The organism is Chloroflexota bacterium (assembly GCA_026710945.1).
Lineage (GTDB): Bacteria > Chloroflexota > UBA11872 > VXOZ01 > VXOZ01 > VXOZ01.
Map to the genome: position 1 here is coordinate 22,890 of JAPOQA010000020.1, position 15,091 is coordinate 37,980.

Consider the following 15,091-nt stretch of genomic DNA (forward strand, 5'->3'; position numbering starts at 1 on the left):
CTCTGCGCTACCATCGAAAGTGGCGAGTCCCGCGCCGAACTCTCTGACCGGGTACCTGCGCTATCCGGCTGGTGCGAGAGCAAAGGGGATTGGTGTCCTCGGGAAAGCATGCTGCCGGAGCTACGATCTCGGCTGTTGTTGTGACGTTTCTCACAGGGAGAAGCCAGCGCGCGCAGGGTTTTGGCTGCTCTCCTCGCGAGAAAAGGTTTCAACATGACACAGCAGAAGCATTTCAAGCAACTCGTCCGCGCCCGCATGGCGAAGACCGGCGAAAGTTACACCACCGCTCGCCGTCACGTACTCGCAGCCCGCACAGAAAGAGAGCAATCCTTGGCTGAGTTTCCCCACTTTCCCGGTGCCCATCCGGAGACAACCGCCCTGCGGGCGGCCCTGGCTCACGCGGGCGTTACTAATCCGGAAACCGGCAAATTCTTCACGGAATCCATGGTCTTCGGCATTGCCGGCGGCATTGGCGCCGGCGTGTTTCACTTCTACTACGCCGCCGAGGACTTTGCCAGCTTTTATGTTGCCGGTCGGCACCGCTGGCATGAGAGCGATATGTATGTGAACGACGCCTGTCTGCGCTTTGGCGTGACGCCAAGTGTCCTCGAGACTGGCGCCAAGAAACGAGCCGCCGCGCAACTGGCTGAAGCCGTAGCAGCTACAGGCTGTGCCATTGCGTGGGTGGACATGGGACTGCTGCCGTATCGGGGCGCGCCGCCCGGCCTGGAAGGCGGGGGCTACCACGTGGTAACAGTGTATGAGATCAACGAGGACGAGGCGCTGATTGGCGACCTTACCGATCAACCCATCCCGATAGCGCTTGCAGACCTCGCTGCAGCCCGCGCCCGCATCAAGAAGCAGAAGAACCGTGTGCTCACCGTTGCCGACCCGCAGCAGGACCTCGATCTGCGGGTAGCAGTGCTGGCGGGCGTCAAGGCCTGTCACGACGGACTGCAGAACCAGCGCATGAAGAACTTCACTTTGGAAGCCTTCAAGACCTGGGCGGACCGCATGCACGGCAGCAGCGGCAAGGAGAGTTGGGAGCAGGTCTTTCCCCCCGGACACCGGCTCCTGCAAGGGTTGCGCTCGGTCTATGACTTCGTCGAGCACTACCATACGGGCGGCGGCCTGATGCGCCCGCTCTATGCCGCATTCTTCCAAGAAGCGGCTGCGACGCTGGAAGAGAATGCCTTCCTGCCGCTCGCAGAAATGTACGCCGACCTGGGCAGGCTGTGGGGCGAACTGGCCAATGCGGCCCTGCCGGATGACGTGGCGCCTTTCCGTGAAGCGAAGACACTGCTCGCCCGCCGGGAAGAGATCTTCCTCAGCCAAGCTCCCAACGCTACCGAGGAGATCAAGGGCATCTGGGCCCAGCTCACCGCCTTGGAGCAGGCCATGGGCAAGGAATTCCCCCTCACGGATGCGGAGAGCAACCAGCTCAGAGCTGAGCTAAAGGAACGCATCCTGGAAATCTATGGAAAAGAGCGCGCCGCCCACGAAGCGCTGGGCGCCCTGGCGAACTAGACACAGGCTGCCCGCGGAGTCATTTGTGCGTGTAGCCTGGTGCGGCGCTGTTGTCCTGCCTACGTTCATGGAATCCATGCCGGGCGCGGCGCTGTTGTACCGCCTGAGGGAACACTGCATATCAGCAGTCCATTTACTCTCTTCCCCCTAGCACCTGTGTAGGCGCTTCCGATCGTTCGCGGTGAGCCTGTCGTTCCGTTCACGGTGAGCCTGTCGTTCCGTTCACGGTGAGCCCCTCGTTCCGTTCGCGGTGAGCCTGTCGAACCGTGAACGTTCGTAGCAATCGGTGCTCATTGCCAATTGCAGCGCCCGCGCCTAGATTCGTAGATTCGGACTCTGCCTCCTTAGGGCCTTCAACGCTATTCCCCCAGTCCCCGGCGCACTTCAGCAATGAGCGCAGGATCGGCCTTGAGGCGGATAGCGTTCTGCAGGTCTGACTGTGCCCGGGCCGCGCGGCCGGCGTAGCTATTGGCCAGCGCGCGAAAAGCGTAGGCGCGCGCGTGGCGGTCGTCGAGTTGAATGGCGAGGGTGAACTCCGCAATCGCGCCGTCAAAGTCGCCGAGATCGTAATACGTCAGCCCGCGCTTGAAGTGCCGCGCTGCGGTGTTTGTTGCCGTCGTAGCGCCACTAGCCGAAGATGTGGGCACCACATCGGCTCTTTCTAGCGTGTAGTACGCAAGCGGGTGACTGGTGTAGGCGTTGGGTGCGAGAATGGGCGGGATTTCACCGCTGGCATAGCCCTTCTGACGCTCGTAGTAATTCTTGTAAATGAACGCATTGTGGCGGTCGTAGTGCCCGGCCAATTCCGCCCACGGCGTTGTGGCTACCCAGGAATAGTCGAGGACGGGCTGCTGCGCCTCCGGCGCCCGTACGCCCCGTATGTCACAACCCGCAAGCACGAGCGCCCACACCATGAAGTACAAGAGAACCGGCTTCTGTGCTCTCATGCCCTTTTCTCCCCATCGCGCCAAGCCTTACCCTATTTCACCACGTCAATGTGAGCATTGTCACCCCGCAGCCGTCGACTCATCGCGTCTCTGACAGCAGGCAGACGCGGCGAAGGAGTTCTTCCTGTGCCCACGGCGCAGGTTACAAACCTGCGCTACCGGAGAGAGCGTTGTGCTCAGGTCATAGACCGATTGAATATTAGTGCCATTCGCACGGCAGGAGAGCAGCGCGCGCCGGGCATATATAATGAAGGCAAGGCCATATACCTAGGAGGTTACCTGCAATGTCCAAACCACAAGTCGCCATTCAGCGTTGTGCTATCGGCGCAGCTCAAGCGGAAGTAGACGCGGCAGTTGCTGAAGCCGTACATGCCATTGGCGGCATACCGCCGGCGGTCCGCACTGCCCGGAGCATCGTGGTCAAGCCAAACTACGTTGGCGTCATGTTCCGAGCAAGAAACGAGGACGTGCGCATGCACAAGGGGCGCCACGCGCATAACACGGAACCTGCCGTCTGCGCCGCCGCCGTCAAGCTGATTCGCGAGGCAAACCCCAGCGCGACCATCTACTACGGAGACGGGTTGGACATTCAACACGCCCACCGCACGAAAGAGGATATTTTCGATTTCATGGGGGCCACGTCGCTGGCAAAGGAATACGACTTGACGCTCCTGGACTGTAACGAAGGTGAGTTCGTGCAGGTGCCCGTACCCGGCGGTGTGATGCTGCGCTACCTCTGGGTGCGCCGTGAAATTGCCGAGGCCGATACGTACGTGTCACTCGCCAAGCTCAAGTGCCATCAGACCGCGGGCTTCACTATTTCCACGAAGAACATGTTCGGCTTGCTGCCCCGCGCGCACTACGGCGCGGGTAATCGCGGTTTCATGCATCAGAACGCCCACCGCCTCATGCGCGTGTTTGTAACGGTCAATCAGGCCTTTCCGCAATCGTTTCAGGTGATTGACGGCATCGTAGGCACGAATCACGGCATGAGCGGCGAGCCCAAGGAAGCCGGACTGGTGATGGCAGGCACGAACTCCATCGCCACGGACGCTGTGGGCATGAAGGTAATGGGGTTCGACCCGCAGGCCGACTTCGGCACGCCGCCGTTCTTCATCGCGGAAAACCATCTCCTCCTGGCTGAGAGGGCAGGCCTCGGCACAACAAATCTTGATGAGATTGAGGTGGTTGGGGAGTCGCCGGAGTCGTTCGGTCTGCAGTTTGAGACGAGGCCGGAAGCAGACTTTTCCCATGCCAAGGCCGCGGCTATTCTTGACGCCACCCGGGCCCAAGCGCGCGTCTACCTGGAGAAACGCGATGAGTTGCTGCGCTCCCATCGGGGCAAGTTCGTGTTCTTAGTGGATGGCGAAGTGGTGCAGAGCGTTGCTACCATCGCCGAGGCCGCAAAGCTCGACTACTTCAACAATGTGCACGGCTTTGGCTTTGCCACCCAGGTGCTGCCGCCCGCCGAAGCGGCTGAGATTGTGGAAGCCTACCTCTAATGGCAGCAACGGGTCCGTTGAGCGCCTGGCATTGGCGTGACCCCGCTGCCGTCTCCTGCTCGCGAATGCCGAGGGCAAAGACGACCGGTTGGAGCGATCACGCGCGCTCAGAAGAAGCCTGGGCCGGGCCCGCCGCGGGCCACGACTGCGTCAAGCACCTGATTGGATCCCGCTTAACGCACAATTCGCCGCTAATTCAGAATCCCGTTGTTCTCGATTGAGCTGGAACGCAGTTGGGCTATTCATACACCGTCTCACCGGTCTTGTTGGCGTTAATGAAGTCCCAATCGAGTTCGACACCCAGGCCGGGGCCGTCCGGTACCGCCACGCAGCCTTCGGAATCCACGGAATAGAGTTCGTCGCGCCACTTGGGATCGGCGTAGATGGGCGCTTTGGTGTGTTTCACGTTGGGGTGAACGAGGCCGAGCTCGTAGTAGTTCGTGTTGCGGATGGCCGCCATGCAGTGGCGATGGGCCAGGCCGCCGCCGTGCAGTTCCACGTCCAAGCCGTAGGCTTCCGCCAGCACCGCCAGTTTCATCACGCCCGTAATGCCGCCGTCACGCCCGCTGCCGGCGCGCAGGTAGTCAACGGCCCCGGCGTGGATGGCGTCAGCTTTGGTTTCCAGACCGCGGATGTGCTCACCCATCAGCAATGGCGTCTTGATGAACTGCCGCAGCTTGGCGTGCACGAACTGAGAAACGCCGCCGCCCCGAAAGGCATCTTCGTACCAGAAGTACTGCGCTTCGTCGCAGGCGCGGCCGACTTTGAGCACGTCGTCGAAGGTGCCGAACGCCCCGGCGGGATCGAGCATGATGTCCATGTCGTCGCCCACGGCATCACGAATGGCGAGCACCGCCGCCACTTCGCGGGTGATGGGCGCGCCGATCCAGCCGTGTATTTTAAATGCCGGATAGCCGTACTCCTCTTTGCAATGAAGCGCAAACTCGCCATAGTCTTCCGGCGTGCTCAGGCCGCCGTTCTCGTCGCCGTGGTAGGTGCTGGCGTAGCAGGGCAGGCGCGTGCGCCAGCCGCCGAGGAGAGCCGCTATGGGCACCCCCGCCAGCTTGCCGGCGATGTCCCACAGGGCCACGTCATGGTCGCCGGGGGGCGTGGAGGTGCTGCCGCGAAAGAGACGCTTGAGGTCCTGCCAGATGATCTCGCGTTCGAGTGGGTTGCGCCCCAGCAGATAGTTGGCGGTGCGGGCGTCGATGCCGCCGGGAATTTCTGCACGCACGCCCGCATCGGTTTCGATGATCAGGATGCTGCCGCCGCCGCCTAATCGAGCGCCCTCTTTGTAGACCATGTCGAAACCGTACATATCCTCCAGCGTGAGATTCTCGATCTCGTGCGCATAATTCGTCACGACAATGCGCGTAATCTTCGGCGCTGCGCCCATGCGTCTCTTCTCCTTGCTAAAGGCAGATTTCTGGAAGTTTGGTAGTAGGGTACCAGCTTTACCAATCGATCATACGCGAATGCCGCGAGCACACGCGATTACGTACCCCTCCTCGCTCCGTCTAGCCGGAGCCTTGAGCCGTTCAATGGGCGCAAGGTAAAGCGGGTAGGCGGCATTTCCTGTGCTACAATGGGGTGTATCAAGCGGTAGATTCACACATTTTGACACAACTTTGTACGTAAAACCGTATGCGGAGGCGTTCGAAAATATGAGCCAACCGGAAGAGCCGGCATCTGCGACGAAGTCGGAGACCGCGACGAAGTCGGAGACCGCGACGAAGTCGACGGCCGCCGAGCAAGAGTCGACAAGTGATGTAGAGAGCCCTGCGGAAGCGCCAGCGGAAGCCGCCTCGCCGGAAGCTGCGGTAGACGTGGCGGAAGCTGTAGCGGCTGTTGCTCCAGTGGAAGCAGAGAAGTCTTCAGAGGACTACCAGCCGCAGGAATTCGAGCAGGCGTGGCAGGCGCGCTGGCGCGATACGAACCTCTACAAGACTGAAGACACCGAGGACAGCCGCAAGACGTACTATTGCCTCGATTTCTTCCCCTATCCTTCTGGTGACGGTCTCTCCGTCGGTCACTGCCATAACTACATTCCCACGGACGTAATCTCCCGTCAGATGCGCATGCGCGGCTATAACGTGCTGCACCCCATGGGCTGGGATGCCTTCGGCTTGCCCGCTGAGAACCGCGCCCGTGACACGGGCATCGCGCCCCGGCTGACCGTTGACCAGAACACGGCAAATTACAAACGCCAACTCGACCTCATCGGTTGCTCGTACGACTGGGATCGCGAAATCGACTCCAGCGCGCCAGAATACTACAGATTTACCCAGTGGCTCTTTCTGCTCATCCACCGCCGCGGCTTGGCGTATAAGGCCAAGGGCCAACAGTGGTGGTGCCCGTCATGCCAGACTATTCTGGCCAACGAGCAGGTGCACGACGGCCGCTGCTGGCGCTGCGATTCCTTGGTGGAAAAGAAGAGCCTGGAGCAATGGTATTTCAAAATCACGGACTACGCGGACCGCTTGCTCAACGATTTGGAGAAAATTGACTGGCCGGAATCTACCAAAGAAATGCAGCGTAACTGGATTGGCCGCAGCGAGGGCACGGAAGCCGTCTTTCTGACGGAATTCGGCGACGAACTGCGTGTCTTTACCACTCGTGCGGATACGCTGTTTGGCGCTACCTTCATGGTGCTGGCGCCGGAACACGAACTGGTGGACAAGCTCACCAAGCCGGAGCAGAAAGAGGCCGTAGACCGCTACGTGGCCGCCGCCGCGCGCACGGCGGAGACCGAACGCCAGTCTGCCGAGCGCGAAAAGACCGGCGTTTTCACCGGTTCCTACGCCGTTAATCCCGTGAACAACGAACACATCCCCATCTGGATCGCCGACTACGTACTCGTGACGTACGGTACCGGCGCCATTATGGCCGTGCCCGCTCACGACCAGCGCGACTTTGAGTTCGCGCAAAAGTTTGGCTTGGACGTGCGCGTCGTCGTGCAGCCGCCGGACGACGTCGACTGGGATGTATCCGACGCCTACGAGGGCGAGGGCACGTTGGTCAACTCCGAGGCGTTCGCTGGTGACACGTCCGCTGCAGGCGGGAAGAAGATAACGGAATGGCTGAACGAACGCGACCTGGGCGGACCTAAGGTGCAGTTCCGCATGCGCGATTGGCTGATTTCGCGCCAGCGCTACTGGGGCGCGCCCATTCCCATGATCAAATGCCCGAAGTGCGGGTGGGTGGAGATGCCCACGCCGAAGCTGCCGGTGCTGCTGCCCGAAATCGATGACTTTCAACCGACCGGTGACGGTCGCTCACCCCTCGCCAAGGTGGGCTCATTCATGGCCACCACGTGCCCCGACTGCGGCGGTCCCGCCGAACGCGAGACGGATACGATGGATACCTTCGCGTGCTCATCGTGGTACTTCCTGCGCTTTGCCGATCCGCAGAACGACGAGTTGCCGTTCGGCCTCGATAAGGCGCGCCATTGGCTGCCGGTAGACCTCTACGTCGGCGGCGCCGAGCACGCCACAATGCACCTGATCTACGCGCGCTTCTGGACCAAGGTCATCAAGGACGCTATGCTCATCGACTTCAACGAGCCGTTTACCAAACTGCGGCATCAAGGCGTCGTCCTGGCCCCGGACGGGAGCAGAATGTCCAAGAGTCGCGGCAACGTTATCGGCCCGGATGAAATGGTAGACAAGTTTGGCGTTGATGCGTTGCGCGTGTACGAACTCTTCATGGGTCCATTCGACCAAAACACGAGCTGGAACAGCGAGGGCATTCCCGGCGCGCGCCGCTGGCTGGTGCGCGTGTGGAACATGCTGCTGGGCCGGGTCGAACAGGGCAGCGAGCCGCTGCCGGTCGAGAAATCCGAGCCGGAGTTGAGCCGCTGGATCAACCGCGTCATCAAGCGCGCCGGTGAGGACATCGACGCAATGAAGTTCAACACCATGGTTGCCTACTTCATGGAGTTCACGAACTGGCTCTACAAAGTCTACTCGCCCGAATTGGCGGCAACGGAGACGTGGAAGCAGTCCATGAAGCAATTCCTCCTGGTGCTGGCGCCGGTCGCGCCTCACCTGGCGGAAGAGGTCTGGGAGCGCTGGGGACATGAGTATTCCGTGCACCAGCAGGACTGGCCGGAATTCGACGAGGAGTTAATCCAGGAAGAGACATTCACACTCGTCGTGCAAGTAAACGGCAAGGTGCGCGATACCATCGAGGCCCCCGTCTCGCTGGATGAAGAGAGCGCCCGTGAACTGGCGCTGGCAAGCGAGCGCGTGCAGCAGTTCTTGGACGGCAAAGACGTAAAGCTGGTGAAGTACGTGCCCGGGCGGCTGGTAAACGTGGTGGTGGGCTAGAGGAGAGCTGGGCCGCTAAGCGCGTTGGTGCTTTGGGAGTTTGTTCCGGTAGCGCGTGCTCGCAGCCAATTTGTAGCCTTGCGTACTTTTCCTGGGTTGTGTGTCTTAGTATTCTGAATGTAGGTACCAAGCGCCCTACTTTCATTGCTGGGTGCACTTACGGCTCTGGAGCTGACGAAAGTGGTTGTCGCCAAATTTCGTGCGTTCGCCACACCGTTCGCCCTGAGCTTGTCGAAGGGCAAGTAATCGGAAGAGCAGTTTCGTTGGCAGCGCCGTTCATACTTCGACAGAGCCTGTGCTGAGCTTGCCGAAGGGCAAGTGACTACGCTTGGCGTAGTCATGGGACGAGTGCTAACAATTGTGACGCAGAGGCCATTCCGTTCGCCCTGAGCTTGTCGAAGGGCTGCGGGGCATGAGAGTAGGGCCGGAGCATCTGCAAGACGAGGGGTCACGCAAAGTTCAGGAGGAGCAAAACGATGAGAAGACGGAACGTGTTGTCCGGGCTGGCTTGCGGCGCCGCGGCCGTCGGTCTGAGCGCGTGCGGCCAGACGTTAATCGGCCAGCGGAGCACCGGCGTCGCATTTGTTGACGTCAATGATCTTCCCGTGCTTGGTAAAGCCCCGGAGCTCATTGACACGACATGGATCAACTCGGAACCGCTCACGCTGGCGGGTTTTCAGGGCAAGTCGGCAGTGGGCTTAGCCTTCTGGACCTATGGCTGAATCAACTGCCTGAACGATATCCCCGGTCTGGTGGATATACATAATTCCTACGCGGACGATCGCTTTACGCTAATCAGCATTCACACGCCTGAGTTCAGCCATGAGAAAGTCGTGGATAACGTGCGCAAGGCCGTAGACCGGCTCGGTCTGCCGTATCCCGTTGCCATCGATAACGACTTCAAGATCTGGCGCGCATTTGGCAACCGCGCCTGGCCGACCCTCTACCTCATCGACCGACAAGGCGACGTGCGCATGTCCAAGATCGGCGAAGGCCGCTTCGGCTTGGTGCGCGGAGCAATCGAATACCTCAAGGAAAACGAAGCCTAAGCCTCTCGTCATCTGATGAAGCGACGACGAAGCCAGCTCGCCACACCTGGCGACCGACAGGCTCGTTGGTCTGTGCCACTGTTGCTCAGGAGCATCTTCACGCGTTGCCGATGGCTGCAACGACGATTATTCGACGTACTAGTCGCGCCGCGGCTCAACGCGTGGCATGGGATAGTTGCCAATAAGGTTGACAATCCGACATGGCAACTTCGGCTTCCCCTCCTGATTCCCCGAGCAGTGGTACGCGGCTGTTTCAGGCTGTACCGCCTCTGCAGTGTCAGCACTGATCGGGTCGTGGCGAAAACCATTGGTCCGCCGGTAGCGCACATTATAGGAGTCTTGGCAAGAGTCGGCTCTCGCCAGCCATTCCAACTCGTGGGTGGCCTACCCATCCCTCCCTGGTGAGCGTGCTCCTACTCCACATGAAGTGCCGTGCTGCCTCGTCGCGCCATCGGTCAGAATGTGAAGGCTCTCGGCGAAAGGGGCGATAGGTAGCCGCTGTTCGCTCCGGCGCAGAGCGGCTCGTCAGTCTCTTGCCGGCGGGACTCGCGCGCCGGGCCTTTTATTTGGCGAAAATTGCTCAAACGAAAGTACTTGACCTGCAAGATACACTTGCAAAACCCGTAGAAAGTGGTAGAGTAGATGGAGTACGTGTGTAGGCCTGGTATGGCGTCGGTGCTATAAAGAGCGCGAAGAGGTTGAGTCTGCGGTCTCGCCTCTGCGCCTCGCCGAAGTGCGAATTTTCGTGGCAGGATTAGTTTCCGTTTACCTTTCCAGGCGCGTGATGGAGGAAAGGAGTGTTGATACCGCAGAAAGGAATTCTGGCGCATCGCTGAGAGTGTAGAATTGCCGCCTGAAGAAGTATGGCGGACGTTCTCTCTGTGGTGAAGCGAACCGGCAACGCCGTGCAGGATGGGGGTGCAATGACTGCACCACGATGTTTTTTGTAATATGAGATTGAGTCTGCTGACCGGCGGCGTCAGGCGGCAGTCTGAGAAAAGGAACCGACTGTGAATATCTATGTAGGGAATCTTCCCTATACGACGACTGATGAAGAACTGCGGGAGCTGTTTGCCGAGTTTGGCGACGTAGCCTCGGCTTCCGTCATTATGGACCGTGACACCGGTCGCTCTCGAGGTTTTGGCTTTGTCGAGATGTCATCCCAGGCAGAAGCCGAAGCCGCGATTAGCGCCCTCAACCAGAAGGACATGGGCGGTCGTGCGCTAAACGTCAACCAGGCACGCCCCCGCGGCGAGCGACGGCCGCGCGAGTTCAATAGCCGACCGCGTTCCTGGTAAAACGCGACACATCTGCGAGTTAGCGATCCCTTAGAGGCTCGTTAACTCGCATCTCAATGTACCCTGTCAAGGGGAATCGAAAGGCTGTAGGTCTTACGACCTGCAGCCTTGACGTATTAAGTCCGAAATCATCCGTTAGCGCTGAGGACTACGTCCGCTCCCTCGCAGGAATCAGCCTTTTGGGTGCGCCGGCGCCGCCCGGCTGCAGCGGCCTAGCTGTTCAATTGCGCTGTGCCGAATTATCGGCTCGGATTCCGCTGTTAGGGATGAGAGCGCCGGCTCCATGCCGCCCTGGGCAAACGCGCCGGGCACCGGCACGTACCCAACCTCCCGGGAGGCACGGCTGAGTATGATCGTATGCGTGAATGGAGAAGCCTCCTGTATCGCGCCGACCGTCTCATGAAACATCTCGCCGGGCAGCGCAACCAGCGCAAGGGCATCGCCGAGCGTGACCACGCGTATTGGATAGGCAATCGATGGATTCTGGTGGAATTGTTCAAAGAGGTACCGGCGGTAGCGAGCGCGCGAGTTGCGTAATTCGGACCGCATTTCCTCCGGCTCTTCCGCCACCAGCCGCGCAGGCACAGGCACTTCTCGGCTGTGGATACTCAGCACCGGCGACTCTGTGGGCGTAATCTGCTCGAAGACGTAGAGTGCCTGGGCGCCGAGCGCATGGCCGATGCGGCGGGCAGAATGGGCCCCATCCGCCTCAATCGGTATTTGTTCGCCGATACTGCCTTGCGTAAAGACGACGGGAATGCCCGCCACCTTGCGAAAGACCGCCGCCACGTGCTGGGGATAGTCTGCCGTAATGTGCCCATACCGGTCGTCAGAACAAAGCGCGTGGCAGCCAAAGTTCACGAGCGCCCCGAGTTGCTTTCCAGTCACCGTATCAAAGCGCACAACCCGCACCGTATCGTCGATGCCTTGTTCGAGCCAGTCCGAGTCTGTTGGGATTGACGACTTCAACCCCACCATTTCCACGGCGCCGTCAGGCTTGATCCAACGGCGATTGCGGGTGAGCTCCGGCGCATGCCCGACCCCTCCGCTGACATGTACGGGAGTAAGGCTTTGGAGCGCATCACGAATTCCTGCGGCAATGCGTTTAGCACACTCCGCTTCAAAGTCGTTGATGATGAGGTCCTGCGCAAAGACGATGATGTACGCGCCGTAATGCGAGATTGGCGACATGCCCACGTGCGACGGGGAGAACAACAGCGACCCGCTGCCAATTCCCGTACCCGCCAGGTGGGAGCATACTTGCTCCTCGAATCCGCCGCCCAGCTCAAATACGTCAATCCCGCCCAGCACCGCCGTCCGGGTACCTTGCCGCAGCACGCAGAGGCGCGCCATGAGCGGATCGTGCACGGTAAAACTGCGCCGCCTCCACCTACCGTTTTGCATCGTCTCGACGGCGGGGGTTATGTCTACTTCGGCGAACGCGGTCAGCAGTGGCTCTGACAAACTCGTGCTCCTCGAGCTCGGCGGGCAATTGTCAGGCGGGAAGGATGTGCGAAACAGGGCACACTCTCAACGATGGAGAGTCTCTGCAACGGCGTGAGCCACCCTTAAGGCATCTCCATGCGCAACGCGCTGACAGCTTCTCATGCGAGGCTTGGATCAAGCCTACCACGCGACAACTGTTCCTTCAATTGCACCCGGTAGGGCGCCGGGAACCTTGATTCGCCCCTAGTCAGAGAGGGAGTTGCTTCACCGCGTCCGAACTGGAATCTGCCCGACGAGACCCGAACCGCAAGGTGGCGTTCTGACCCTGACACGAGTACGCTAAGGAAGATACTGACACAACAGGACTGGGGGTGTTGCGTTGCCACAAGACTTTCTTGACCGCTTGCGGCGAGGACCGGTGCTTGGCGATGGCGGGTACTTCTTGGAGCTTGAACGCCGCTGCCTCGGCAGTTACCGGGGAGGCGTGCCGCTGGCCGTGCTCGACCACCCCGACGGCGTCTTGGAACTTCATCGCGAATTCGCCCGAGCAGGCGCGGAAGTCCTGCAGGCCGTGACGTGGGGCGTGGGCAGGATAGACCGCGAAGAGGAGCTGCACCGCACGGCCGTGGCGCTAGCGCGTGAAGCCGCCGGACCGGACCGCTACGTGGCCGGCACCCTGAGTCCCTATTTCGGCAAGCGCCGCCCGCAACTCAGCGCTGCCGACCGTCAGGAGGTTGCCGCTTTCTTCGATCGGCGCATCGGGCAACAGGTGTCGGCCGGTGTCGATCTCTTCATCGTTGAGACCTTCCACACGGTAGCAGAGGCAAGCGTTGTCATCCCTTTCATCAAGCAGGCCGGCATCCCCGCCGTCGTTACGCTCACGTATCAGGAGGACGACGTAACCCGCGACGGCCTTTCACCGGCGGAGGGAGCGCGACAACTCGTCGCTAACGGCGCCGACGTGGTGGGCATCAACTGTCACCGGCCGCCTCAGACCCTGCTCCCTCTGGCGCGCGAAGTGCGCCAAGCGGTGGATGTGCCCGTCTGCGTGCAGCCCACGGCCTATGAGTTGGAATCGGGCGCGGTGTATAACCGCGAGATCATTGTGCCCGGCCTCTGGACAACCGTGGAACCACGCATTCTTTCGCGGTTCGTCGCGGCAGAATACGCTAAGGAAGCGGCGGGGATCGGCATCGAATTTATCGGCGGCTGCTGCGGCATGCTCCCCTACCACATCCGCGCCATGGCCGACGCGCTGGGCAAACCCAGCACGCTCCCCGATAGACCACGCGAGTATAGCGTCGGCAACGTGTGATGAGCGAGCGAGAGCAGGCCACCTGCGGGACGGACGCACGCCCCAGAGGCTGGAGGCACAAATCGAGGTGAGGCTGAGCGAATTCGACATCCTCCGGCTGCTGCGGGCGACGAAGCACGCCTTGAGAGGGTTCGGTGATGCCTTTCGCAGCCAGGTTTCCATCCGGCAGGAAGTAATCATAATCCTGGTCGGGACTCCGCTCGCTCTCTGGCTGGGTGAAAACGGCGTCGAGCGCGCGCTGCTAATTGGCGCGCTGCTCCTCATTCTCCTAACTGAACTACTGAACGCGGCGATCGAGACGACGATCGATCGCATCGGCCCCGAGCACCACGAACTCTCCCGCAAAGCCAAGGACATGGCCGCAACCGCGGTGCTGGTTTCGCTCATCATGGCGGCCATAGTCTGGTTGCTCATTCTACTCGATTGAGCGCAGCAACGGCTTGCGTCGCATCCTGGTAGCCGGAATAAGTCTAGTAGTCGAGCACGACCGCCAGTGCCTCGTCGGGATGGTCGATGAGGAGGTCGACAGCCTTTGGCGCGTCAGCGAAGGAAAAGCGGTGGGTGAGCAGCGGGCCGACGTTTATCTGGCCGGAAGCCTGCATCCCCAGCAACGCATAGAGGTTGCGCTCCTGGTCCCACTGCACAAAACGGTTCGGATAGTCCGTGCGGGCATGTAGGTAGTCCTGGTCGCGGCTGCCGGGGCCGCGGCCAAACACCCAGCGGATGTCGACTTCCTTGGTGTGAGGGTTAGCATCGGGGTGACCGACGGTGAAGTCCGGCACGAGACCGCCAATCATCATCACCCGACCGCTGGGCCGCACCAAGCGTACGCCCAAGCGACCCGGCTCGGGACCGCCACCGGCTGCCACAAACGACGCGTCCACGCCCAGACCGCACGTGAAGTCCGCTATCGCAGCAGCGACTGTATCCGCGTCGCCCTGTAATGCCAGGTCTACGCCCAGCTCCCGCGCCTTCTCCAAGCGGAAGGGAATAAGGTCGATGCCGATGGCCTGGCCGCCCATCATCCGCACCATCTGTACGATCATCTGGCCCACCAGTCCCAGACCGATCACCGCCGCCGTTTCGCCCGGCAGGAATTGCGCGCGGCGCAGCGCGTGCAGTGCCGTGAGACCGATGTTCGCCGTCGCGGCTTCCGCCGTATCCAAGTTGTCGGGAATCTTGGCGAAGTTGTGCCTAATCACAAACGCCCGCTCGGCATGCGGCGCAAAACCGCCTCCCACGGCCACCACGCGGTCGCCCGGCGCAACATGCGACTCTAAGTCGGGTGAAACTGCCACGACCTTGCCCGCCGACTGGTAGCTCATGGGACGTTCGTGCACCTCGCCGGGTACGCTGCCTGCTTGCGTGGCCTGGCGCGCTTTGCCCACACCGCCGACCTCTGAGCCCGTGCCGAGCACCGATACGGTCGTCTCCATGAGCACGCCGGTCTCTCCAAGCTCCGGCTCCGGCACTTCTTTCAGGTAAGTCTCACCTCGATTGTTTGCGTACAACGCGCGCATGTGATCTCCTTATCGATTCGCTGCTCGTACTTGCAGTTGTCTTGGATTTGGATTGATTCGCACCCACGTCGGAATTGTAAGTGTCAGGTATTTCGTTGACAGAATCTCCTATTCACTAGACAGTATCAACCTTACCTGTCGTTCCTGAATGTGTTGAGT

12 protein-coding genes are annotated in these 15,091 nt (G+C 60.7%); 8 read left to right on the plus strand and 4 right to left on the minus strand.

The genetic code is table 11. The features are described 5' to 3' along the window. Positions 1 to 213 precede the first annotated feature (213 nt). Positions 214 to 1,527, plus strand: coding sequence for a DUF4872 domain-containing protein (locus tag OXE05_03660; protein ID MCY4436411.1), 1,314 nt, complete (start codon positions 214 to 216; stop codon positions 1,525 to 1,527). Between the two features lie 359 nt (positions 1,528 to 1,886). Here the strand turns inward: OXE05_03660 and OXE05_03665 are convergent, their stop codons facing one another. After that, positions 1,887 to 2,474 carry a tetratricopeptide repeat protein gene (locus tag OXE05_03665; protein ID MCY4436412.1) on the minus strand — a complete coding sequence of 196 codons (588 nt, stop codon included), beginning with the start codon at positions 2,472 to 2,474 and terminating at the stop codon, positions 1,887 to 1,889. 284 nt (positions 2,475 to 2,758) lie between these two features. On the opposite strand from OXE05_03665, the gene OXE05_03670 reads away from it, so the two are divergent. After that, a complete protein-coding gene (locus OXE05_03670) occupies positions 2,759 to 3,976 on the plus strand; it encodes a DUF362 domain-containing protein (protein MCY4436413.1) in 1,218 nt (405 codons plus the stop codon). 238 nt (positions 3,977 to 4,214) lie between these two features. Here OXE05_03670 and OXE05_03675 read toward each other — a convergent pair whose 3' ends face one another. Then, complete coding sequence (locus OXE05_03675) at positions 4,215 to 5,372, minus strand: mandelate racemase (GenBank protein MCY4436414.1); 1,158 nt, start codon at positions 5,370 to 5,372, stop codon at positions 4,215 to 4,217. A gap of 268 nt (positions 5,373 to 5,640) precedes the next feature. On the opposite strand from OXE05_03675, the gene leuS reads away from it, so the two are divergent. The 4 genes from leuS (at position 5,641) to OXE05_03695 (ending at position 10,651) form a co-directional block, all read left to right on the plus strand. Beyond that, a complete protein-coding gene (gene leuS, locus OXE05_03680) occupies positions 5,641 to 8,304 on the plus strand; it encodes a leucine--tRNA ligase (protein MCY4436415.1) in 2,664 nt (887 codons plus the stop codon). 476 nt (positions 8,305 to 8,780) lie between these two features. After that, positions 8,781 to 9,026 (plus strand): hypothetical protein, encoded by a 246-nt coding sequence (locus OXE05_03685; GenBank protein ID MCY4436416.1) that lies wholly within the window; start codon positions 8,781 to 8,783, stop codon positions 9,024 to 9,026. An 18-nt stretch (positions 9,027 to 9,044) separates the two neighbouring features. Next, the gene (locus tag OXE05_03690) at positions 9,045 to 9,353 is read left to right on the plus strand and encodes a redoxin domain-containing protein (protein ID MCY4436417.1); all 309 of its coding nucleotides are present in this window, start codon (positions 9,045 to 9,047) and stop codon (positions 9,351 to 9,353) included. Positions 9,354 to 10,363: 1,010 nt separating this feature from the next. Next, entirely contained in the window at positions 10,364 to 10,651 is a 288-nt protein-coding gene (locus OXE05_03695; GenBank protein MCY4436418.1) for an RNA-binding protein, read from the plus strand. Between the two features lie 171 nt (positions 10,652 to 10,822). Here OXE05_03695 and OXE05_03700 read toward each other — a convergent pair whose 3' ends face one another. Beyond that, positions 10,823 to 12,115 carry a hypothetical protein gene (locus tag OXE05_03700; protein ID MCY4436419.1) on the minus strand — a complete coding sequence of 431 codons (1,293 nt, stop codon included), beginning with the start codon at positions 12,113 to 12,115 and terminating at the stop codon, positions 10,823 to 10,825. Between the two features lie 361 nt (positions 12,116 to 12,476). Here OXE05_03700 and OXE05_03705 point away from each other — a divergent pair, with 361 nt between their 5' ends. Together OXE05_03705 and OXE05_03710 are read left to right on the plus strand one after the other, a co-directional pair. After that, positions 12,477 to 13,412, plus strand: a complete 936-nt coding sequence (locus OXE05_03705) for a homocysteine S-methyltransferase family protein (protein MCY4436420.1) — start codon at positions 12,477 to 12,479, stop codon at positions 13,410 to 13,412. 67 nt (positions 13,413 to 13,479) lie between these two features. Then, complete coding sequence (locus OXE05_03710) at positions 13,480 to 13,839, plus strand: diacylglycerol kinase (protein ID MCY4436421.1); 360 nt, start codon at positions 13,480 to 13,482, stop codon at positions 13,837 to 13,839. A 43-nt stretch (positions 13,840 to 13,882) separates the two neighbouring features. Here OXE05_03710 and OXE05_03715 read toward each other — a convergent pair whose 3' ends face one another. Then, positions 13,883 to 14,932: a zinc-binding alcohol dehydrogenase gene (locus OXE05_03715; protein ID MCY4436422.1), complete on the minus strand. Its 1,050-nt coding sequence runs from the start codon at positions 14,930 to 14,932 to the stop codon at positions 13,883 to 13,885. Positions 14,933 to 15,091: the final 159 nt, after the last annotated feature.